Genomic DNA, 22,912 nt, shown 5'->3' on the forward strand with positions numbered 1-22,912 from the left:
TGTCTTTTTAAACAAACATTTGTTGTAATAACCCTTTTTTAAAGCTTTTACTATTTTCTATTTTGGTGTTTAAGGCTTCTAATTTTAAATCAATATCAGATAGGAAATTAGCTATTTTGGTTTGTTCTTCAATATTTGGCAAACTAACTTTAAGTTTTACAAATGCAGATTTAGAAATATTATACCTTGTACTACCTTGAGCTAAAGGAATCATTTTTTTTCTAAAATCGCTACTTCGGAATAGAAACTGACTAAATGATGGATATAATAATGATTGTTTTACTCTAAAACCAAAACAAAAACTATTAAGATACATTTCTTCAACTTCATCTAATAATACTGATGCTGTACCAATCTCTTTTGGGGTTTCAGAAGAAGTTGTAAAAAAAATATCACCATATTGAACTTTGGTTTGTTTATCTGTAATTGTTATATCAACTAATCCACAATTATCAATATTTATTTTAGAGCTATCAAAAATTTGCTTGTATTGAATATATGGTTTACCGCTGCCAAAGTTTTCTTTGGTTTTACCTGTTAAACCGTTTAAAGTATTACCTAAATCACCCAACTTTTTCTCTTCCCATTCAGGAAACTCATTACCATTATCATCTTTAAATCTTAATTCTTGATTAAAGATTTTTTGCATTATGCCTTTTTTGTATTGCTCTAAAAGGGTTTTCTTTTGGGTGAGTTTGGTTATTTTATCATCTACATCTGTAAGAAATGAAGCTATTTTTTGTTGTTCTGGAAAGGATGGAATTATCAACTTTGTTGCTTTTATAGTTCTTAATGATAAATTCATTATAGTACTACCTGTTAATTCTGAAAGAAAATATTTCTTAATCCTTGGTGTTTGAAGAATGTAATAATAGAAATTTATAGGTATCTCTTTTTGAAGATTAATATAACAAGCACTTTTACCCAATACAATATTTTCATTATTATATAACGCAAGATTACCAATTGTACCATTAATGGACAGTAAAATTGAGTTTTTATTTAATGGTCGTTTATGTTTTTTAAATTCTTCTAACGAAACTTTTTTTGTATTTTCATTTATACTAATTGCACCATCAACTAGATTATTACCATTCACAAAATAATAATTGCCATTTAAATCATATTTTGGTGTAGAATGAATACCATCACTAATTTTAGTAGTGATATTTTCTAAAATAACTTTATCCCAATCATCATTATAATTTGGAAACCTTAATTGTGGTGTCAATCGTTTTTCCATCATTAAAAAGGTGTTTTAATATTTAACTCCTTGCAATATGAAGCAATACGTTTATCTGTTTCAGCTATTTCAATATCTAAGGCTTGTATTTCTTCTGCAACTGCATTAATGTTAATAGGTTCTTCTTCTTCAAACGTATCTACATAACGTGGTATGTTTAGGTTATAGTCGTTATCTGCAATTTCTTGTAAAGTTGCTCTGTGACTATATTTATCTGTTACCGTTCTATTAGTATAAGTATCTACAATTTGATTGATATGCTCTGGTAGTAGCTTATTGTCTTTTCCTTGTTTTTCAAAATGATTGGAAGCATCAATAAATAATACATCTTCGTTTACTTCTCTACATTTTTTTATTACTAAAATACAGGTTGGAATCCCTGTACCAAAAAAGATGTTTGCAGGTAAGCCAATTACAGCATCTATATAGTTTCTATCTTCTATTAAATAACGTCTAATATGCGCTTCTGAACTCCCTCTAAATAATACACCGTGAGGTAAAACGGTTGCCATGATACCGTTTTCATCTAAATGATGAATCATGTGTTGTACAAATGCAAAATCGGCTTTTGTTTTGGGTGCTAATTTACCGTATTGGCTAAATCTATCATCTGTACTAAATATGCCTTTTGCAGACCACTTTGCAGAAAATGGTGGGTTTGCTACGATGGCCTCTGCTCTAATATCTAAATGTTGTGGTTCTTCTAAGGTATCTTCTTGTTTGATATCGAACTCACGATAATTTACATCGTGTAGTATCATATTCATACGTGCTAAGTTGTAAGTTGTACGGTTTAATTCTTGACCGTAAAACATACCTACATCATCAACTTCTTTTGCCACACGTAATAAAAGTGAACCACTTCCACACGTTGGATCATATACTGATTTTAAACGTTTTTTACGAGTAGTTACTATTTTTGCTAATATGGTAGATACTTCTTGAGGCGTATAGAATTCGCCTGCTTTTTTTCCTGCACTTGCTGCAAACTGCCCGATTAGAAACTCGTAAGCATCCCCTAATAAATCGCTGTCATTATCCTCTAATCGGAAATCTATTTCATCTAAATGTATTATGATTTTTGCTATGGTTTCGTTTTGTGCTTTTACAGTTCTTCCTAATTTACCAGACGTTAAATCTAAATCTTCAAATAGCTTTACAAAATCATCTTCGGATTCTGTACCCATTGTACTTTGCTCTATATTGGTAAGAATACGTTCTAAATCTTCAATGATAAAGAATTGCTTTGCTTCGTCATTATCATTGGTTACTATTTCTGAAAGGTTATTCCCTTTTTGAGCAATAGAAGTAAATAATTCACTTGGTTTTAAAAAGTAGCCTAATTCTTTTACGCAGGCTTTTTTAACTGCTTCAACATATATTTTACCGTTATCTGAATTTTCATCTAACTGCTCATAAGTTAAACCATCTGGTGCTAATATTTTATTAGCGTATAAGTGTAACTTTTCTGAAAGGTATTTAAAGAAAATAAAGCCTAAGATGTAGTTTCTGTAATCGTCTGCATCCATTTTGCCACGTAATAGGTTGGCAATAGCCCATAATTGTTTTTCGAGTAGTTTTTTTTGTTCTTCTGACATATATTGGTAAAGTGTGTTTTAAGATGCTTACAAAATAAACAGATTTAAGCTGTAATTAAGAATAATTCTAATAAATAAAAATACTTATTATAAATTATAAACGACCTCTACCATACAATAATCATACATTTTTAAAAACAAAAAATCCGTAAACACTTGACTAACAAGTATGTTACGGATTTCTACAGTACTGAAGACGGGACTTGAACCCGTACGTCCTAATGGACATTGGATTTTAAGTCCAACGTGTCTACCAATTCCACCACTTCAGCATCTTGATCACAACTGTAATCAAATTGGTATATTTTTATATTCAGAGCGAAAGATGGGATTTGAACCCACGACCTCCACCTTGGCAAGGTGATGCTCTACCCCTGAGCTACTTTCGCAATTTTTAATGAACGTTTTCGCTCTGAAAGCGGATGCAAATTTAAAATTTAAATTTTAAATCCAAAGCATTTTTTAAAAATAAATTAAAAAAATTTTAAGCTTGCTTTTTCTTGACCAACATTCGCTTAATTTCATTGAGTTTCATCAAGGCTTCAACTGGCGTAAGCGTATCAATATCAGTATGTAATATTTCATCTTTAATTTCTATCAATAATGGGTCATCTAAATTAAAGAAACTCAATTGCAAATCGTCTTTTAAACTTTTCACCTTATCTGTTAGCTCTTCACTAGAATGTGACCGCTCTAATTTAGACAAAATTTTGTTTGCGCGTCTTATAACTTGCTGAGGCATTCCTGCCATTTTTGCCACATGTATTCCAAAACTATGCTCGCTTCCTCCTTCTACTAGTTTTCTAACAAAAAGCACATTATCCTTTAATTCTTTTACAGCGACATTAAAATTTTTGATACGACCAAACGTTTCGGTCATTTCATTTAACTCGTGGTAATGTGTCGCAAAAAGCGTTTTTGGCTTAGAAGGATGCTCGTGTAAATATTCACTAATGGCCCAAGCGATAGAAATCCCATCATACGTACTCGTTCCTCTTCCTATTTCATCTAACAATACTAAACTTCGGTCTGAAATATTATTAAGAATAGAAGCCGTTTCATTCATTTCTACCATAAAGGTAGATTCTCCCATTGAAATATTATCACTAGCTCCTACGCGCGTAAAAATCTTATCTACCAAACCAATTCTAGCTTTTCCTGCCGGCACAAAACTTCCAATTTGTGCCAATAACACAATTAAAGCTGTTTGTCTTAAAATAGCCGACTTACCCGACATATTAGGCCCTGTAATCATAATGATCTGCTGTGCTTCTCTATCTAAAAACACATCATTAGCAATATAAGGCTCTCCTATGGGTAATTGTTTCTCAATTACAGGGTGACGACCGTCTTTGATATCTAAATCATAGCTGTCATCAATTTGTGGGTACACATATTTATTAGACTTAGCTAAGCTTGCAAAACCAGATAAACAATCTAACTGTCCAATAAGTTGCGCATTTTGCTGCACCGAAATAATAAATTGATGCATCCACGTTACCAAATCGGCGAATAATTGTTGTTCAATAGCCAAAATACGTTCTTCTGCACCTAAAATCTTTGCCTCGTATTCTTTAAGCTCTTCTGTAATGTAACGTTCAGCATTCACTAAGGTTTGCTTACGAATCCATTCTTCTGGAACTTTATCTTTATGTGCATTTCTAACTTCTATATAATAGCCAAAAACATTGTTTGAAGCTATTTTTAAAGACGTAATGCCAGTACGCTCACTTTCGCGTTTCAGCATATTATCTAAATACGTTTTTCCAGATTGCGATAAACCTCTGAGTTCATCTAACTCTTCTGAAAAGCCTTGAGCTATTGTATGCCCTTTTAAAATATTAACTGGCGCTTCCTCATTTAAGGTTTCCTTTATTTTTTCACGCAGTAAATCGCAGCGATGTAAATTATCTCCTAATACCTTTAAAGCTTCGTTCTCACAAGTTTCAGCAACCGATTTAATAGGCACAATAGCATCTAAAGAATTTTTTAGCTGAATCACTTCCCGCGGACTCACCTTAGTCGTTGCTATTTTTGAAATAAGGCGTTCAATATCTCCAATTTGTTTTATCTGCCCTTGAATCTTTAATAAAACCGATTCACTCTCCAACAAATACTTTACCACTTCATGGCGTTGCTTTATTTTTTCAGCATGTTTTAAAGGCAATGCCAACCAACGTTTTAGCATACGTCCTCCCATTGGTGAAATGGTCTTATCAATGACATTAATCAATGTTACTGCATTAACATTTGTGGAATTATACAACTCTAAATTTCGAATGGTAAACTTATCCATCCAGACATAATCATCCGTTGCAATTCTAGAAATCGTAGCAATATGCTCTAACTTATTATGACGTGTTTCACTTAAATAATGAAGTACAACTCCTGAAGCGATAATCCCTTCATACAAATCTTCAATTCCAAACCCTTTTAGGGTCTTCGTATTAAAGTGTTTGGTTAATGTTTCATTGGCATAATCGGCTTGAAACACCCAATCTTCCAAATAAAAAGTATGAAAATCATTTCCGAAGGTTTCTAAAAATACTTTTCTGCTTTTTTTAGAAATTAGAACTTCACTTGGGTTAAAATTCTGAAGTAGCTTATCAATGTATTCTGCATTACCTTGAGAGGTTAAAAACTCACCTGTCGAAATATCTAAAAATGCAATTCCGATCCGCTCCTTCTCAAAATATACTGCTGCTAAAAAGTTATTAGATTTTGAATGTAGAATATCATCATTAAAAGCCACACCTGGTGTTACTAATTCTGTAACTCCACGTTTTACAATGGTCTTAGTTTGTTTTGGATTTCTAATTGATCACAAATGGCTACACGCTCTCCTGCCTTTACTAATTTTGGCAAATACGTATTTAAAGAATGATGTGGAAAACCTGCTAATTCTGTTTCACTTTCGCTACCTGCACCACGCTTTGTTAAAATGATATCTAAAATTTTAGACGCCTTTACAGCATCGCTACCAAAGGTTTCGTAAAAATCACCAACTCGGAATAATAACAATGCATCAGGATATTTAACCTTGATGGCATTATACTGCTTCATTAACGGTGTTACTTTTTTTGCGGATTTTGCCAATGGGAATATGGTATTAAGTTCTATTTTTGTACTGAGTATGTTCAGAATTACAAGTTTGCTAAATTACTTATATTTTGAGGTTTATTGAAGCTCAAAAAGTAGAAGTTATTTACAGGTGTTAATAATTACATTTCAAACTTGTTAGGTATTAAAAACCAGACAGGTCTCTTAAACAACAAAAATGCGAAAACTAAAAAACGAAGAATTAGACCGACTAGACATTTCAGAATTTAAAAACGCTAAAAAAACCCCTATCATTATTATTTTAGATAATATTAGAAGTCTAAACAATATCGGTTCGGTATTTAGAACAAGCGATGCTTTTTTAATAGAAAAGATTTATCTCTGTGGCATCACCGCGCAGCCTCCGCATAACGACATTAGAAAAACTGCTTTAGGAAGTACTGAAACCGTAGATTGGGTATATGCAGAACACACTATAGATGTTATTGAAAAATTAAAAGCAGAAACTATAAACATCTGTTCTATTGAACAAGCCAAAAACGCAACGATGCTCAATGATTTTAAACCTCAACCTAATGAAAAATACGCCTTTGTATTTGGTAATGAAGTGAAAGGTGTTGACCAAAACGTAGTTAACGCTAGTGATCTGGTGATTGAAATTCCGCAATATGGCACCAAGCACTCCTTAAATATTTCGGTGAGTTGTGGTGTTGTAATTTGGGATGTGTTCAGTAAATTAAAAGCGCTGTAATAATTGAAACCAAAAACACCTTGGCCCACAAAAGATGCGATGCAACAAGTGTATGATATGCATCTTTGGGGTGGAAAAGACTTTGATTTTTACTCAGGTGACGGTTCGCATAACATTAAAATTGTTGAACCTTACCTTCATCGTGTTTCTACGTTTTTAAAATCGCATAATAATTCTCTTACTGTTTGCGATTTAGGTTGTGGTGATTTTAATATTGGAAAGCAACTCATCAATTACACTAAAAGGTATATTGGAATTGATATCGTTGAAAATTTAATTGAAAGAAACAAAACCCTATTTAAAGCCGAAAATTTAGAATTTCATTGCCTTAATATTGTTGAAGATGAATTACCAAAAGCCGACTGTGTTATTTTAAGACAGGTGCTACAACACTTATCTAATACTGAAATTCAAAAAATCATTAAAAAACTCTCACATTATAAATATCTGATTCTGACAGAACACTTACCCGTTGGAAATTTTACACCTAACATAGATATTATTTCAGGACAAGGTATCAGGATTAAAAAAAATAGTGGTGTTAATCTACTGGAAGCTCCTTTTAATTTAAAAATTGTTGAAGCACAAAAGCTTTCACAAATTACTTTAGATAACAATAAAGGTATAATTAAGACTACGCTTTATAGACTATAAGAAGTTCCACACCAAACAAAACTAAGAACAACATAACCAACGGCCTACTGCTTACTGCTTACTGAAGACTCATTAATCTCTCCCAACAGCCACAAATAATCCGCACGATGCTTAACAAAATCCTTATCTGAAACATCAATAATTTTCACATTCATATCTGGTTGACTTTTTAAAAACTCAAGATACCCAGAATTGATTTTTTCTAGATAATCGTCTTTAATATCTTTTTCGTAATTACGACCTCGTTTTTTAATATTAGCCTGTAAACGTTCGGTATTTTGATATAAGTAAACGTACAAATCTGGCTTTGCAATATCCTTATAAACTTGATAAAACAATTTACGGTACAAACGGAATTCATCTTCCGGCAAGGTGACTTTAGAGAAAATAAGCGACTTATTTACATCATAATCACTAACCATAAAATCTTTAAATAAATCTAATTGCGATAAATCGTCACTAATTTGCTGATAACGATCGGCCAAAAAGGACATCTCTAAAGTAAAGGCATAACGTTCTGGTTCCTTATAAAACTTAGGTAAAAACGGATTATCTGCAAAACGTTCTAATATCAATTTGGCATTAAAATCACTAGAAATCTTATTAGCCAAACTTGTTTTTCCAGCACCAATATTACCTTCTATAGCAATGTAATTATAATTATTAAACGTGTAAGATTTTCTCGGGTTATTTAACCAAATATTAATCGGTTCTATTTCAGATTCGTCCACACATTCTTTTAACAAAACCTCTATTGGCTTATCAAAAACAGGATGCTCAAAGTCTTTTGCAATATCAACAAGAGGCTGTAAAACAAACTTGCGTTTATGAATTTGAGGATGCGGAATGACTAATGTTTTTTCATCTAGGATATCATCTTCAAAGAACAAAATATCCAAATCGATTACACGCGACTCATAAGCTTGAGTTGATTTCGGTTTTCGACCAAGTTCTAATTCAATAGTCTGTAGTTCTTTTAGTACTTTTTTAGGTTTAAACTCAGTTTCAACACTAATGCATGCATTATAAAAATCATCTCCTTCAAAGCCAAACGCTGGTGTTCTATAGACCTTAGAAATCTTTTTCACAGCTCCAACCCTTTCAAACACAAGGTTAACTGCAGATTGCAAATACTGCAATTTGTTACCTTTATTACTTCCTAATGCTATGTAAGCTATTCTATTTGGTTTCATCGAAGCAACAAAATAACTAAAACAAATTTTATAACTTTACCTTTACGGAAACTATTTATCAACCATTTTCAATGTCATTAAAAGACAAGCTTTTAGCACAACGCATTTATCTCTTACTTGGTGGACTCTTTATAACGTCTCTTGTTGTTTCAAATTTAATTTTTCAGAAATTTTTTTATTGGTATCCTATCGATATTGAAATTTTCGGATTCAACTTATTTGAGATTTCAGTTGGTATTTTACCCTATCCCATTACGTTTCTCATTACGGACTTAATCAGTGAAATTTATGGTAAAAAACGCGCCAATGATATAGTCGTTATTGGTATTTTCGCCTCATTATTTTCGCTTTTAATTATTTCCGTAGCTTCAAATGTTCCTGCAACGTCTTGGTCTCATGTTAATGATTCCATGTTCAATAAAGTATTCGGAAACACATCGCTTGCCGTTTTTGCAAGTATGCTTACATATTTATTCGCGCAGTTTGTTGACATTCAAATTTATCATTTTTGGAAACGCATCACTAAAGGTAAACACCTTTGGCTCCGGAATAATTTCTCAACCTGGTTTTCTCAATTCATAGATACATTTACCATTGTATTTTTGCTTTGTTCTTTCGGAATTATCGATTGGGCTAATTTTAAAGGCCTGCTCATTAGTGGCTTTCTATTTAAAGTTTTAGTGGCTATTTTAGACACCCCATTTTTATACTTTGGTGTCTATTTATTTAGAAAGCGATTTAAGCTAAACGTAAATGAGGAAATAAATTTATTATAACGGTTAAACAAAACATTAAAATCTTCTTAAACTTACTGACATTAGCAACTTTTATGCGGAATTTTGCGTATATAATAAAGAAGCTATTTTAAACCCCACAAATACTAATTATGAAGAAAGTCCTCAAAATTGTCGGAATCATTTTACTACTTTTTATTGCGATTCTTATTGCAATACCTTTTGTTTTAGAATCTAAAATCGATGCTATTGTTCAGAATTACGCAGACAATAATTTAGATGCTGATCTTACTTTTGATGATATCAGCTTAAGTCTTATTAGTAGTTTCCCTAAAGCCGAAGTAAGTGTCAAGAACTTAAAAATTCTTAATCGCGCACCATTTAAAGGCGAAACTTTAGCCACGGCAAAATCATTATCCTTTGAAATGGGAATTACTCAATTATTTAAAGGAACAGAAGAACCTCTGGAGGTCAATGAAATAATAGCAAACGAACTCCTTTTGGTTATAAAAACCAACAAAACAGGTGCTGTAAATTATGATATTGTAAAAGAAAGCGAAACGGCATCTGCACCTGAAGAAACAGAAACCTCAAGTGGTTTTAGTTTTGATATTGACAACTACGAACTTAACAATAGTGCCTTCACTTATATTGATGACACATCTAATATGAAATTTTACCTCACTGAAATTAATCATAAAGGAAAAGGGATTTTCTCTGGTGGCAAGTCGGAATTAGACACTAACACGGAAGCTCATGTTACCTTTGCTATGGATAGCACAGCATACTTAAGTAACAACAGCATTAAATTAGACGCGCTTATAGACCTGGATTTAGACCAACAAAAATATACCTTCAAAGAAAACAAAGCCTACATCAATGCTTTACCCTTAGAATTTGATGGTTTTGTACAGTTAGTTGAAGCCGGACAACAAATTGACATTACGTTTAAAAACCCTGAAGCATCCTTCAAAGACTTTTTAGCGATTATCCCAAAGGCTTACGCTAAGGATATTGAAAATGTAAGCACCACTGGTAACTTTACGGTTAATGGTATTATAAAAGGATTGGTTTCAGAAGAAACAATTCCGACGTTAGATATCAATCTAAATTCTAGTAATGCCTCATTCAAATTTCCAGATCTTCCAAAAAGTGTTAGAAATATTGCAATTGACGCTTCTATAAAAAACACAACCGGTAATGTAGACGATACGTTTGTTAACATTAACAAACTGAATTTTCAAATTGATGAAGATATTTTTAAATCTGAAGCTTCTATTAAAAACCTCACTAAAAATATGTTAGTTGCGGCTAAATTAGATGGTGTTTTAAATTTAGCCAACATCACTAAGGCTTATCCTATTGAATTAGAAAATGAGCTGAGTGGGATTTTAAAAGCAAACGTTAGCACTACTTTTGATATGGATGCTATTGAAACCAACGCCTACCAACGTATTAAAAATGTTGGAAGCGTGTCTTTGTCTAATTTTGTATTTTCTTCTGATGACATTTTAAATCCTATTCAAATCAACAAAGCAGACCTAAGCTTCAAACCAGGAATAGTAAGTTTAAATAGTTTTGATGCCCAAACAGGCAAAAGTGATTTCACGGCTACAGGAACCATTAGTAATTTACTAGGTTTTATGTTAAGCGATAAAAACTTAGAAGGTAATTTTAATTTGAATTCTAATACGTTTGCCCTTTCAGATTTTATGTCTGAAGATACGACAACAACAGAAACTTCAACTGAAACAAGTGAAAACACACCCGCAACAGAATCGCTTAAAATCCCTGCTTTTTTAGACTGTACCATTACAGCCAATGCAAAAACGGTTATTTATGACAATCTAAACCTGAAGAATGTAAAAGGACAGCTGATAATTAAAGATCAAAATGCGAACCTTAAAAACATGACCACAGATATTTTCAATGGTCAATTGGGCATTTCTGGTAATGTTTCTACTAAAGCTGCTAAACCTACATTTGACATGAAATTAGCGATGCAAAATTTCGATATTTCGCAATCGTTTAAAGATTTAGACATGCTAAAGGCCTTAGCTCCTATCGCCAATGTATTACAAGGAAAATTAAACTCTACAATTGATGTCAACGGATTTTTAGACGAAAGCTTCTCTCCAGATTTAACAACAATGTCTGGTAATGCTTTGGCTGAAATTTTAACAGATAAAGTAGATACAAGCAACAGTCCTTTACTAACAAGCTTAGATAGCAAATTAGATTTTATTGATTTTAACAAACTAGATTTAAAAGACATTAAAACGAATTTAAGTTTTGAAAACGGACAGGTTTCTGTAAAACCATTCACTATTAATTATAAAGACATCCCTATTGTAGTATCTGGTTCTCATAGCTTTTCAAATACAATGAATTACAGTGCTGTTTTACAAGTACCAGCTAAATATTTAGGCAGCGATGTCAATCGTTTAATAGGAAAGATTAATGATAATGAAGTTAATAAACTAACCGTTCCTGTAACTGCAAGTATTGGAGGTACGTTTGCCAGTCCTAATGTTAAAACCGATTTAACGTCTGGTGTCACCAACTTAACCAATCAGCTTATTGAAATTGAAAAACAGAAACTAATTGGAAAAGGAAAAGATAAAATCGGCGATTTAGTAGGTGGACTTTTAAATAACAACTCCAATGCAACAAAGACCGATTCTACTGCTACGAAAGAGAACAGCACTAAATCAACGACTGAAGACAAAGTAAAAGAAGGTGTTGGCAATATCTTAGGTGATCTATTGGGTGGAAAGAAAACAACGGAGAGTAAAAAGGAGAACGATTCCACTAAAAACTAACACTTCAACCGATATATTAATCCTTTTTTCCCAATTTATGTTAATAATTACGGTTTTATTTGCTTTTCTTAATATTTAGATTACATTGAAGGTTCACTAAATTTCAAAAGGATACATGAGGCAATTAAAAATCACCAAGCAGGTTACTAACAGAGAAGATAAATCGTTAGATAAATATTTACAGGATATAAGCAAAATTCCGTTGATTACTGCAGATGAAGAAGTGGAGTTAGCACAGCTAATTCGAAAAGGTGATCAGGCTGCGTTAGATAAACTAACAACGGCCAACCTTAGGTTTGTTGTTTCGGTAGCAAAGCAATACCAAAACCAAGGATTAAAATTACCAGATTTAATTAATGAAGGTAATGCCGGTTTAGTAAAAGCTGCAAAACGTTTTGATGAGACTAGAGGTTTTAAATTTATTTCCTATGCTGTATGGTGGATTAGGCAAGCGATTTTACAAGCTTTAGCTGAACAATCGCGTATTGTTAGACTTCCATTAAATAAAATTGGTACAATTAATAAAATTAATAAAGCATTTTCTCATTTAGAGCAAATTAATCAAAGACCACCAAATGCAGATGAGATCGCTCGCGAATTGGATATTAGTGTTCGTGAAGTAAAACAATCTATGAAAAACTCTGGTCGTCATCTCTCAATGGATGCTCCATTAAAAGACGGAGAGACTTTTAGTTTATATGATGTTGTAAGTTCTGGTGAATCACCAAGACCTGACAAAGCATTAATGAAAGAGTCATTAAATACAGAAGTTGAACGTGCACTAGAAACGCTTACACAAAAAGAAAGTGATGTGATTCGTTTAAACTTTGGTATTGGTGATCAACCACCAATGACGCTTGAAGAAATTGGTAGTATTTACGATTTAACGCGTGAGCGTGTAAGACAAATTAGAGAGAAAGGTATCAGAAGATTAAGGCATGCAAGTAAGAGTAAAATCTTAAAAACATACCTAGGTTAAAAATAAATTTCTAAAACTTTCAATTAATTTTTTATTTTCAAATAGTTAGCATATATTTGCCGACCATTTGCAAGAATTAGTTAACAAAAATATATCGATATAATGATTAAAATCGAAATCAAAGAAGGAGAGAATATAGAACGTGCACTTAAACGTTACAAGCGTAAGCACCGAAATGTGCAGATTATGCAAAACTTGAGAGAGAAGCGTTATTTTGCAAAACCTTCTGTTAAGAGACGAAGAGAAATTCAGAAAGCTGAATACATTCAAGGTTTAAGAGACGCTGAAGATATATAGACGTATATTTATATAACAGAATTACTTAAAGAGTAGCACTTGTGCTGCTCTTTTTTATACCATATTTTCATATTACTTTGAATTTTCGTTTTATCTTTAAGACTCAAAACAGTTAAAGACTTTTAAAACTATAATTTATGCCCATAATTAAAGCCGTTAGAGGAAAACAGCCTCAAATACCAGAAGACTGCTATGTCGCAGAAAATGCAACTATCGTAGGAGATGTCACTATAGGAAAACAATGCAGCGTGTGGTTTAATGCTGTAATTAGAGGCGATGTACATTATATAAAAATGGGAAATAAGGTCAATATTCAAGATGGAGCTGTAATCCACGCTACCTATCTAAAATCACCTACAACAATTGGCAATAATGTCTCTATTGGACACAATGCTCTTGTTCATGGTTGTACTATAAAAGACAATGTCCTTATTGGTATGGGAAGTATTATTATGGACGATTGTATTATAGAAAGTAATAGCATCATTGCCGCTGGAGCTGTAGTTACTAAAAATACAATTGTAGAATCTGGAAGTATTTATGCCGGTGTACCAGCCAAAAAAGTTAAGGATATTAGCCAAGAATTAATCTCTGGTGAAATAGATAGGATTGCAAACAACTATGTAGAGTATTCTAGTTGGTATAAGGACTAATTAACTTACTCGGTTACAATATTAAAGTTGAAGCTTTAATCGTTCAATTAACGCCTCAATAGTAGGAAGTTCTTTTAAAACTTCTGAACTGAGAACTGTTGACAGTTGGTGATCTTCTAACTTTAAAATGGTTGGATAAATCATATTTACATTAGGGAATTTAGTTTCAAATTCATCCTTGTGGTAAAATTCCATAGCAATATTACTTTGCGTCCTAAAAGTCTTCCAAATGCTATTTTCGGTAAAGACATTATGTGTTAATGCACAGAGCGAGCACTTATAAGTGGATGGACTTATTAATTTGTGTCCGGCTTCAAACAAAGCGTTTAATTTTCCTGAATTTGCGTTATAGATAAAGAGTAATTTCATGTGTGTAGTATTATAGTTTAGGATGCTTAAATACGCGTTGAAATTTATAAGTCAGCAGAAAGTCAACACTTAAACTTTTCGCATTTTATATAATGCATTAGTAGGTCTCCTAAACAAAACCTTACTAGAAGTCTAAATACGACACATCAAAATTACCATCTAAAATTGAATTTAAAACCCCAATGTCCCCATTAGAAAATAATTGAATCCTTGGCTTATCTATTGAATCATTTATTAAACTAAGCTCCGATAACACCAATTGGGTCTGTTTTGCAACAGCTCTTCCGGAATCAATAATTCTAACATGGTCTGGAAGCATTTTAGTAAGCATAGGAATGAGGTATGGATAATGCGTGCAACCTAGAACTAAGAAATCAATATTCTGCTTTAGCATAGGCTTTAAATACGTTTTTAAATATGTCTGCATTTCTTTAGACTCTAATTGTCCACTTTCAATTAATGGAACAATCCCCTCTCCTACTTGCTCTACAATTTTGATATCCTTAGAATACAAATCCGTCGCTTTATGAAACAGTTGACTACTTAAGGTTCCTTTCGTAGCCAAAATACCGATAGCTTTAGTTACGGTATTTAAAGCAGCAGGCTTTAATGCCGGTTCAATCCCAATAAATGGAATGTCGTAATTTGCTCTTAAGTATTCTATAGCATTTGTCGTTGCTGTATTACAAGCTACAACAATGATTTTACAGCCTTTATCAATTAGAAATTCAGTATTCTTAATACTGAGTTCAACAATTTCTTTTTCAGACCGATTACCATAAGGTGCATTTTTGCTATCTGCTAAATAGATACAGTTTTCGTTTGGTAAAAGCGCATGAATTTCCTTGAAGATAGACGTACCTCCAATACCAGAATCAAATATGCCTATAGGTTGATTTCGCATTAGTACAAAAATAAAAAGTCGCTTAACAATAAGCGACTTTCTAAATAATTATTTTTAATTAGGCTTACATTCCCAATTCCTTCTTAACATCAGCCATAAGGTCTTTTCCATCTGCTACAATTAGCATTGCTGAATCAACAACATACTGAAATCCTTGAGCTTTAGCCACTGCTTTAATTGCATTATCAGCTTTTTCAACAATAGGCTTTAAAAGGTTAAATTCTTTTTCTTGTAAATCTTTTTGAGCTTGTTGTTGGTACTCAGCTAAACTTTGTTTAATACCTTCAACTTCTTTCATACGGTCCATATTGGTTTGTTCAGACTGTGTTTCAGCTTCAGCATTATACTGCTTAAGTTTAACGTCTAATTCCTTTATAGAGGTTTGAATTGTAGCTTCATAAGTTTTACTTATTTTCTCAATCTCACTTTGAGCTTGAGTGTAAGCTGGCATCGCTTTAATTAATTCTTGCTTATTAATATGAGCAATCTTGCTTTGGGCAGATGTAAAACTTGTAGCTCCGATAAAAAGTACTGCTGCAAATAATAAAGTTTTAAAATGTTTCATTTGTTTTTAAGTGTATTACGTGTTATAAATTATTAATTGTTGTCATTGTTTTTCTTTGCTTTCGCTAAAGAATCATTCTTCCTAACTTGTCTTTCACGCTCTTCACGTGCTTTCTTACGTTGTTCTATTATTTTTTGTTTTCTTGCCTCCAGCTCTTTTTGACGGGCCTCTCTGTCTTTCAATTTTTGAGCACGTTCAGCTGCTGCGATTTCTGCTGCTGTTAAAGCTGGCTTAGAATTTATACTATCTTTTTGTACTGTGTTTTGCGCCTTAGTACTATCTGTTTTAACTACCGGTGCTGCTTTTGTTACACTGTCTTTTACAACAGTTTTCGCTTCTTCCGTAGATTCAGATCTTTTATTTTTTTCATCATCTACTTTTTGACGACGATCTTCAGCTTCTTTTTTCTTAGCATCTCGTAATGCTTGTTGTGCTAATCGTCTATCTTCAGCTGCCTTTTCACGTTCTGCACGTTTAGCGGCTAACTCTTTTTCACGACTCGCTTTACGTTCTTCTAATGCCTTCTGACGCGCATCTTTACCAGAATCTACAACAGGTACAACAGCTTCGTCTTCTAATTCTTTTCGTTCTTTTTTACTTTTAGCTTGTGAGCGTTTAGAGGTTCTTGTAATTGTTCTCAAAACCTGTTCACTCATATCGTAACGTTCTGCTGAATATAACATCACAACGTCTGCAGATTTATCAAAAACAAAATCGTAACTTTTGGTTTCAGCTATTTCTTGTACCGCTGCGAAAATCTGATCTTGTATAGGTTCAATTAACTGACGTTTTTGAATCATTAAATCGCCTTCAGGTCCAAAACGCTTTTGCTGATAATCTAAAACCTCAGCTTCTTCAAAAGTGATATCCTCAAAACGTTCATCATATAATTCCTTCGTTAAAAGAACGCTTTCATTATCGAGCTCTTTCTTTTTTTGTGCGATGGCATTTAGTTTCGTTTCAATTTCAGTCTTCCACTGTTGTACCTTTTTATCTAACTGTGATGAAGCTTCTTGATACTCTGGGACATTTTGTAGAATGTACTCGGTATCAATATAACCAATTCTTACGCCACGTTGTGCTTGTGCACTAAAGCTTAAAAGACCAATTATTGTTATTAAAAAAAGAACTTTAAATTTCATCGTTTATGTTTTTAGTTTTGAGACATTTTAAATGTAAAACTCAATGTGTTATCATTTTAGTGTTACTAATCTTCAAATTTAACGAAATATATTCTTAAAAATTTTAACAATATGATGAAATCCTTATTAAGCTATTAGAAAATATCGTGCCAAACTTAAAATTGTTGACCAATTATGAAGTGTGTCTCCCATTTCTTAGGTGATGATCCGTCAGGTAAATTATCAAACGCATGACCAAAATCTATACCAAGTAAACCAAAGGCTGGCATAAAAATTCTTAGTCCAAATCCAGCCGATCTTTTTAACTTGAATGGATCGTAATCCTTAAAGTCATTTACAGATGTACCTGCCTCTAAAAATGAAAGTGCATATATTTTAGCTTGCGCTCCTAAAGTAATAGGATAACGTAGTTCTAAAGAGAATTTACTATAAATGGAACCTCCATCTTCAGACGATAAGGATTGATTAGGATAGCCTCGTAATTGAACAACCTCTCTTCCATCTAAAGAGTAATTAGCAAGACCATCACCACCTACGAAGAAACGCTCAAAAGGAATCACACCACGATCATTGTTATACGCTCCAAGAAAACCAAATTCCATACTAGGACGTAGAACCAATTTTTTAGTCAATGATTGGTACCAATCTGCTTTGAATTTAATTTTATAAAATTCTAACCATTTAAACCGTTCCTGATCAATTTCTGCAATTCTTGATTGCGCATCATTATAAGCTGCAGTTTCCTGTAGGCTCGGACTAGGATTAGATAGGTAATTACTAATCGTTGTACTTTGATCCTCTCTATCGTCTTTTAAAGCTCCATAATCCACTCCATTTACCAATGAATAAGGGAATGAAAATTTCGCCGAAACAGAGAAACTAGATCCTCCTGTTGGGAAAATGGGATCTGTATAAAGGTCACTTCTACTTAAACCTATTGTGTAAGATAAGTTATTAGAAGTACCATCACCGAAGGTAAACAACCCTGTACTATAATTTTGAAGATCATAATGCTGATAACTTATCGCTTGTGATAATAAGAAATAATCATCTGGCTCTGCCAATCTAGTAGACACACCAAAGGTTAAACCTGTAATATTAAAACTTTTATCTTTATCAGGACTCCCTGTTGACGAGTCGTATAAAAATTGTCTTGAATATGAAAGTGAAGACGACAATTGAAATGGTTTTTTACCACCAAGCCAAGGCTCACTAAATGAAAAACTATACGTTTGAAAATATTGACTTGCCTGAAGTCTCAACGCTAAACTTTGACCATCACCTCTAGGGACTGGTTTATAGGCATCCTTCTTAAAAATATCTTTTATAGAAAAGTTATTAAAGGATAACCCTAAAGTACCAATAAAACCTCCTCCACCATAACCACCTTGCAGTTGAATTTGGCTAGAACCTTGCTCTACTAAAGAATATTCTACATCTAAAGTTCCATCAACAGGATTGGGGTTTTTAATATCTGGAACAATTTGTTGTGCATCAAAATACCCTAATTGTCCAAGCTCTCTTATGGTTCTAATAATATCCGCCTTTCTGTATAGTTCACCCGGACGCGTTCTAAGCTCTCTATATATAACATGATCATTAGTAACATCATTACCAACCACTGTGACATTATTAAAGTAAGCAGGCTTTCCTTCCGAGATACGGATTTCCATATCAATAACATTACCTTCGGCACTAACTTCTACAGGATTGATTGTAGAGAACATATAACCAAAGTTTTGGTAGGCATTCGTAATATCATTAGCGTCTGGATTTGTATCATCCGCAATGCGCTCTCTTAATTCTACTCCATTATAAGTATCCCCTTCTTTTAGACCAAGAAGATTCGATAATTGTTGATCTGAATAGATGGTGTTACCCACAAAAGAAATTTTACCAAAGGTGTATTTCTCTCCTTCTTCAACTTTTATATTTAAGTTTATGGTCTTATCGTCTAAATACGTAATAGAATCTGATATTATTCTTGCATCACGATACCCATTTTCTTTATAGTAATCAACAACACTAACTAAATCAGTTCTAAAATCGTCTTCAATATATTTAGAACGTTTTAGGATTCTAATAAAGTTCTTTTGCTTGGTACTTTTCATTGCTTTACGAAGCTTTTTATCAGCAATTTTTTCGTTGCCTTCAAAGTTTATCGTCTTGATTTTAACCTTCTGACCTTTATCGATAGCGATATGCATATCAACACGTTCTTTCTCTACTGAATCAATAACTTCAGAGGTACTAATTCTTACATTTGTATTTAAGAATCCTTTCTTTCTGTACTTGTTAGTTAAGTAATTTCTCGTTGTTGCAATAAGGTTTTCAGTTACTTTCTGACCCGGTTTTAATTTGTTTTCTTCAACAATCTCGTCTTTTTTACCTTTCTTTACTCCTTCTATTGTAAGGTCTTTAAGTTCGGGTAAATCACTAAGATTAATCTCTAAGTCTGCAGTATTACCATCTATGTTTGTCACATAAATATCAATACTACTAAACAAATTAGATTTCCATAATGTTTTAACCGCATTGGCTATTTTTTCACCACCAACCTGAATTTCTTCATCCTTTCTAAGTTTAGAATAGGCAATAATAGTTTGTGGACTAAAATTAGTGTTTCCGGTAACCTTAATTTCCTTTATCAAATAGGTTTCTCCGCTCTCTACTTGAGCATAAGCATTAAATGACATTGTAAAGAGAAATGCCATACAAAAAATCTTAATATATGACTTCAATGTTGCTGTATTAGGTAAGTTGTTCGCTTGTTTTTCCAAATCTTCGTTCTCTGTTTTGATAGTTTATGAGTGCCTCATATAGATTTTCTTTCGTAAAATCTGGCCATAAAACATCTGTAAAATATAGTTCTGCGTAGGCAATTTGCCATAGTAAAAAATTACTGATACGTTGCTCACCACTTGTGCGAATAAGAAGGTCAACGTCTGGTAAATTTTGCGTGTAAAGATGCTTATTAATAATTGATTCGTCAATACTTTCCGCAGAAATTATATTATTTTTAACTTTAACTGACAATTCTTTAATAACATTAACAATTTCTTCACGAGAACCATAGCTAAGCGCCAAGGTCAATGTCATATTTGTATTATTTTTAGTTTTTTCAATTACACCTAATAATTCTTGATACGCTTTTTTAGGCAGATCCTTAAGATTTCCGATTGCACATAACCTAATATTATTGTCTTGAAATGTTTTCATTTCTTTCTTTAAAGACTTCACCAAAAGTTTCATTAAAGTTTGCACCTCTAATTTAGGTCTATTCCAATTTTCAGTAGAAAAGGCATAAAGCGTTAAGTTTTTGATCCCTAATTCTGCACAAGCTTCAACGGTTTGTCTAACCGATTTTGTTCCATTCTCATGACCAACAACACGCAATAAACCTTGTTGTTTTGCCCAACGACCATTACCATCCATAATAATAGCTAGATGTTCGGGCAGTTTGGCTTTATTTATTTGTTCTTTTAAACTCATTTAATATTTGCAATAGCAAGGTCTTCTACCAAAGGTGTAAGTTAATGTAATTCCTGTAAACATATACCAATCTGTGTTATTCGTATTTCCAAACTCAAATTGTTCTCTACTTTCAGAATCTGGCACGCTGCCATCCAATTCATCCGAAAACGTATAACGTGCTCCAATTTCTGCAGCTAAAATAAACTGATTTGATATTTTTGTTTTATAGCCTAATACCATTGGAATACCTACAGCCCAACTAGACGTGTTTTCTGATGTATACTCGCCATTAGTTGCAAAATAATAATTATCGTGATTTGTAAGCGTAAGTCCAGAATACAAATAAGGAGTACCTTTAGGACCAAGCGTGTGTAGATCAAAATCCAAAAAAGTAAATTCCATACCTAATGAAATCTCAACAATACTAGTATTAAATTTATAATCACGCTCTTTACGTCGTGGGTCATCAGATTCACGATCGACTCCTTTTAAATCAGAGAAAATAACTGACGCTCTATAAGAATGACGTGGACTTCTGTTCCATTTTGCTATAACACCTAATGCGAGTTCATTTGGAGAAATGTAATCCGTAGCACCAACATCTCCAATAAAATTACTTCCACCCACAACTACGCCAACCTCATAAATTTGTGCCTCAACGTTTTTGGTGATAAAAGTGCATATTAAAATTAGAAAAAAATACCTCATAAAGTTTTCAAAGTTTGCAAATATAACAATTCTGTTTTGTGCGCAATAATTTGACACAAATAGTCTTACAGATAAACAGAATTTGAAAGCAATTATTGTATCATCTCACTTTAGTTACGACGATCTTCTCCCCAAAGTAATTTTTTTCGAAGCGTCGCCAAAAACGTTTCATCTAATAATTCTACCATTTTTATTACAAAGTTTGCTTTTTTAACCGTTACTGTAGTGGTATTAGAAAGTGTTACAATTCTAGAATCTAAAGACATCAAAAATTGATCTTCTCTACCGTTAACTCTAAGTGTGACCGTTGTACTATCTGGAAGAATCAGAGGACGTGCACTTAAATTATGTGGCGCTATTGGAGTCAATGCAAAATTCTTAGCATCTGGCGCAATAACAGGTCCACCACAACTTAAAGAATATCCGGTTGACCCTGTTGGCGTTGATAAAATAAGGCCATCTGCCCAATACGATGTTAAAAACTCATCATTTAGATGGGTTTCAATGGTAATCATAGAGGTGGTATTTTTTCTACTTATAGCGATTTCATTAAGTGCAAAATGTGTATTTACTATATCTTGATGCTTAGGATTTGTTGAAACACTTAATAATGAACGCTCAGAAATTTTATAATCTCCATTAAATATTTCTGTTAATGCAGTATGAATATCATCAATCTGTATGGTTGCTAAGAAACCTAAACGCCCTGTATTAATACCAACAACTGGTATCCCTAAATCTCCAACATAGGTAATAGCCCTTAAAATAGTACCATCTCCACCGACACTAATTAACAAATCAAAACTTGTATCTAAAGCCGTAAACGTTTTAATGTCAGCATTCTGCTTTACATCTACATTTTGAGCATCTAAAAATTCGCTTTCAATAAAAACTTGTGCCTGTTTTTTTAATAATACATCTAACAGTTTTTCAACTGCTTTTTGACTGTCCTTTTTTATATAATTCTGACCGTAAATTGCTACTTTCATGTGTTTTCCTTAATTAGTTTCAATGGCCACATGCTGTTCGCTATTAAAAACTTGTTTAAGCGATGAAATTTTGAACATGCTCGTTTCAACATTACATGTTTAAATATTTATCGAGGTATTTCGAACGCTCCTTTAATGTTTCGATATAAGAGTCATCCTCATGACCCGAAATAATATTATAACTATAGCGCCTAAACGATTGAATAACTTCGTTAAGACTCGTATTGCTTATTTTTATCGTAATCCTCACCAAATCACCTTCCATTTTAGAAACAAACGCTCCTAACAATTTCAAATCATTTGATTCTACAATTTGACTGATTTCACTAAACGAGTAGTCATTAATTCCTTTTTCAACAATTAAAATACCACCTGGCTCTGAAAAAAACGGCGTTTCGTTAAATAAATGGATAATATCATTTAATTCGTAATATCCAAGATATTTGTTGTTTTGGTCTAAAACTGGCATTATATTAGAATCGTTTTGAGCAAACGCCTCCAAAACATCCAACCATATAGTTGTCGCTCGCACATAAAATCCTTCAATAGCATAGTTACAATCACTAATGGTTTTAGCTCCATCAAAACAATGCGCATCCGTTTCAGAAATACACCCCATATAAACACCCTCTTTTTCAATAGGAATGTGTGAATACGTTAACTGATTAAAGAGTAATTTCAAATCACCTACTTTATCAGCTACACTTAGTGGTTTTATATCATTTATTATATAATCTTGAAGCTCCATTTAACAGTATTAAATATGTTGCAAATTAA

19 protein-coding genes, 2 tRNA genes and 1 pseudogene are annotated in these 22,912 nt (G+C 32.8%); 7 read left to right on the plus strand and 15 right to left on the minus strand.

All coding sequences use genetic code 11. The annotated features are described in order from the left end of the window. Nucleotides 1-7: 7 nt before the first annotated feature. From ACXGSQ_RS00850 to mutS, 5 genes and pseudogenes are all read right to left on the minus strand, one after another. Nucleotides 8-1,246, minus strand: coding sequence for a restriction endonuclease subunit S (locus ACXGSQ_RS00850; RefSeq protein WP_458627773.1), 1,239 nt, complete (start codon nucleotides 1,244-1,246; stop codon nucleotides 8-10). Next, entirely contained in the window at nucleotides 1,246-2,841 is a 1,596-nt protein-coding gene (locus ACXGSQ_RS00855) for a type I restriction-modification system subunit M (protein ID WP_458627774.1), read from the minus strand. Before ACXGSQ_RS00855 ends, ACXGSQ_RS00850 begins: the two co-directional genes overlap by 1 nt. A gap of 188 nt (nucleotides 2,842-3,029) precedes the next feature. Further along, a tRNA-Leu gene (locus ACXGSQ_RS00860) sits at nucleotides 3,030-3,113 on the minus strand. 45 nt (nucleotides 3,114-3,158) lie between these two features. Beyond that, nucleotides 3,159-3,230 (minus strand) — tRNA-Gly (locus tag ACXGSQ_RS00865). Nucleotides 3,231-3,325: 95 nt separating this feature from the next. Continuing rightward, nucleotides 3,326-5,937 (minus strand): annotated as a pseudogene (gene mutS / locus ACXGSQ_RS00870) (DNA mismatch repair protein MutS). 181 nt (nucleotides 5,938-6,118) lie between these two features. On the opposite strand from mutS, the gene ACXGSQ_RS00875 reads away from it, so the two are divergent. Both ACXGSQ_RS00875 and ACXGSQ_RS00880 read left to right on the plus strand, forming a co-directional pair. Continuing rightward, nucleotides 6,119-6,652, plus strand: a complete 534-nt coding sequence (locus tag ACXGSQ_RS00875) for an RNA methyltransferase (RefSeq protein ID WP_458627775.1) — start codon at nucleotides 6,119-6,121, stop codon at nucleotides 6,650-6,652. 39 nt (nucleotides 6,653-6,691) lie between these two features. Next, complete coding sequence (locus ACXGSQ_RS00880) at nucleotides 6,692-7,306, plus strand: class I SAM-dependent methyltransferase (RefSeq protein WP_458629301.1); 615 nt, start codon at nucleotides 6,692-6,694, stop codon at nucleotides 7,304-7,306. Nucleotides 7,307-7,350: 44 nt separating this feature from the next. Here the strand turns inward: ACXGSQ_RS00880 and folK are convergent, their stop codons facing one another. Next, nucleotides 7,351-8,499 carry a 2-amino-4-hydroxy-6-hydroxymethyldihydropteridine diphosphokinase gene (gene folK, locus ACXGSQ_RS00885; RefSeq protein ID WP_458627776.1) on the minus strand — a complete coding sequence of 383 codons (1,149 nt, stop codon included), beginning with the start codon at nucleotides 8,497-8,499 and terminating at the stop codon, nucleotides 7,351-7,353. 71 nt (nucleotides 8,500-8,570) lie between these two features. Between folK and ACXGSQ_RS00890 the strand changes: the two genes are divergently transcribed. From ACXGSQ_RS00890 to ACXGSQ_RS00910, 5 genes are all read left to right on the plus strand, one after another. Next, entirely contained in the window at nucleotides 8,571-9,275 is a 705-nt protein-coding gene (locus ACXGSQ_RS00890) for a queuosine precursor transporter (RefSeq protein WP_458627777.1), read from the plus strand. Between the two features lie 110 nt (nucleotides 9,276-9,385). Further along, on the plus strand, nucleotides 9,386-12,055 hold the full coding sequence (locus ACXGSQ_RS00895; RefSeq protein WP_458627778.1) for an AsmA family protein: 2,670 nt from the start codon (nucleotides 9,386-9,388) through the stop codon (nucleotides 12,053-12,055). 115 nt (nucleotides 12,056-12,170) lie between these two features. Continuing rightward, nucleotides 12,171-13,034, plus strand: coding sequence for a sigma-70 family RNA polymerase sigma factor (locus tag ACXGSQ_RS00900; RefSeq protein ID WP_178987414.1), 864 nt, complete (start codon nucleotides 12,171-12,173; stop codon nucleotides 13,032-13,034). Between the two features lie 102 nt (nucleotides 13,035-13,136). Next, a complete protein-coding gene (gene rpsU, locus ACXGSQ_RS00905; RefSeq protein WP_092471038.1) occupies nucleotides 13,137-13,331 on the plus strand; it encodes a 30S ribosomal protein S21 in 195 nt (64 codons plus the stop codon). Between the two features lie 137 nt (nucleotides 13,332-13,468). Then, nucleotides 13,469-13,984, plus strand: coding sequence for a gamma carbonic anhydrase family protein (locus ACXGSQ_RS00910; RefSeq protein WP_458627779.1), 516 nt, complete (start codon nucleotides 13,469-13,471; stop codon nucleotides 13,982-13,984). 21 nt (nucleotides 13,985-14,005) lie between these two features. Here ACXGSQ_RS00910 and ACXGSQ_RS00915 read toward each other — a convergent pair whose 3' ends face one another. From ACXGSQ_RS00915 to ACXGSQ_RS00955, 9 genes are all read right to left on the minus strand, one after another. Next, entirely contained in the window at nucleotides 14,006-14,353 is a 348-nt protein-coding gene (locus tag ACXGSQ_RS00915) for a GTPase (protein WP_458627780.1), read from the minus strand. A 124-nt stretch (nucleotides 14,354-14,477) separates the two neighbouring features. Continuing rightward, nucleotides 14,478-15,257, minus strand: coding sequence for a glutamate racemase (gene murI / locus ACXGSQ_RS00920; protein WP_458627781.1), 780 nt, complete (start codon nucleotides 15,255-15,257; stop codon nucleotides 14,478-14,480). A 64-nt stretch (nucleotides 15,258-15,321) separates the two neighbouring features. Further along, nucleotides 15,322-15,822, minus strand: a complete 501-nt coding sequence (locus tag ACXGSQ_RS00925) for an OmpH/Skp family outer membrane protein (protein WP_458627782.1) — start codon at nucleotides 15,820-15,822, stop codon at nucleotides 15,322-15,324. Nucleotides 15,823-15,854: 32 nt separating this feature from the next. Then, complete coding sequence (locus ACXGSQ_RS00930) at nucleotides 15,855-16,964, minus strand: OmpH/Skp family outer membrane protein (protein WP_458627783.1); 1,110 nt, start codon at nucleotides 16,962-16,964, stop codon at nucleotides 15,855-15,857. A gap of 155 nt (nucleotides 16,965-17,119) precedes the next feature. Then, nucleotides 17,120-19,678, minus strand: a complete 2,559-nt coding sequence (bamA, locus tag ACXGSQ_RS00935) for an outer membrane protein assembly factor BamA (RefSeq protein WP_458627784.1) — start codon at nucleotides 19,676-19,678, stop codon at nucleotides 17,120-17,122. A 37-nt stretch (nucleotides 19,679-19,715) separates the two neighbouring features. After that, nucleotides 19,716-20,456, minus strand: a complete 741-nt coding sequence (locus ACXGSQ_RS00940; protein ID WP_458627785.1) for an isoprenyl transferase — start codon at nucleotides 20,454-20,456, stop codon at nucleotides 19,716-19,718. Then, nucleotides 20,457-21,146, minus strand: coding sequence for a type IX secretion system protein PorG (porG, locus tag ACXGSQ_RS00945; protein ID WP_458627786.1), 690 nt, complete (start codon nucleotides 21,144-21,146; stop codon nucleotides 20,457-20,459). Between the two features lie 110 nt (nucleotides 21,147-21,256). Then, nucleotides 21,257-22,135 (minus strand): NAD kinase, encoded by an 879-nt coding sequence (locus ACXGSQ_RS00950; RefSeq protein WP_458627787.1) that lies wholly within the window; start codon nucleotides 22,133-22,135, stop codon nucleotides 21,257-21,259. A 91-nt stretch (nucleotides 22,136-22,226) separates the two neighbouring features. Beyond that, complete coding sequence (locus ACXGSQ_RS00955) at nucleotides 22,227-22,883, minus strand: CBS domain-containing protein (RefSeq protein WP_458627788.1); 657 nt, start codon at nucleotides 22,881-22,883, stop codon at nucleotides 22,227-22,229. Nucleotides 22,884-22,912: the final 29 nt, after the last annotated feature.

It is taken from the genome of Winogradskyella sp. PC D3.3 (assembly GCF_054366245.1).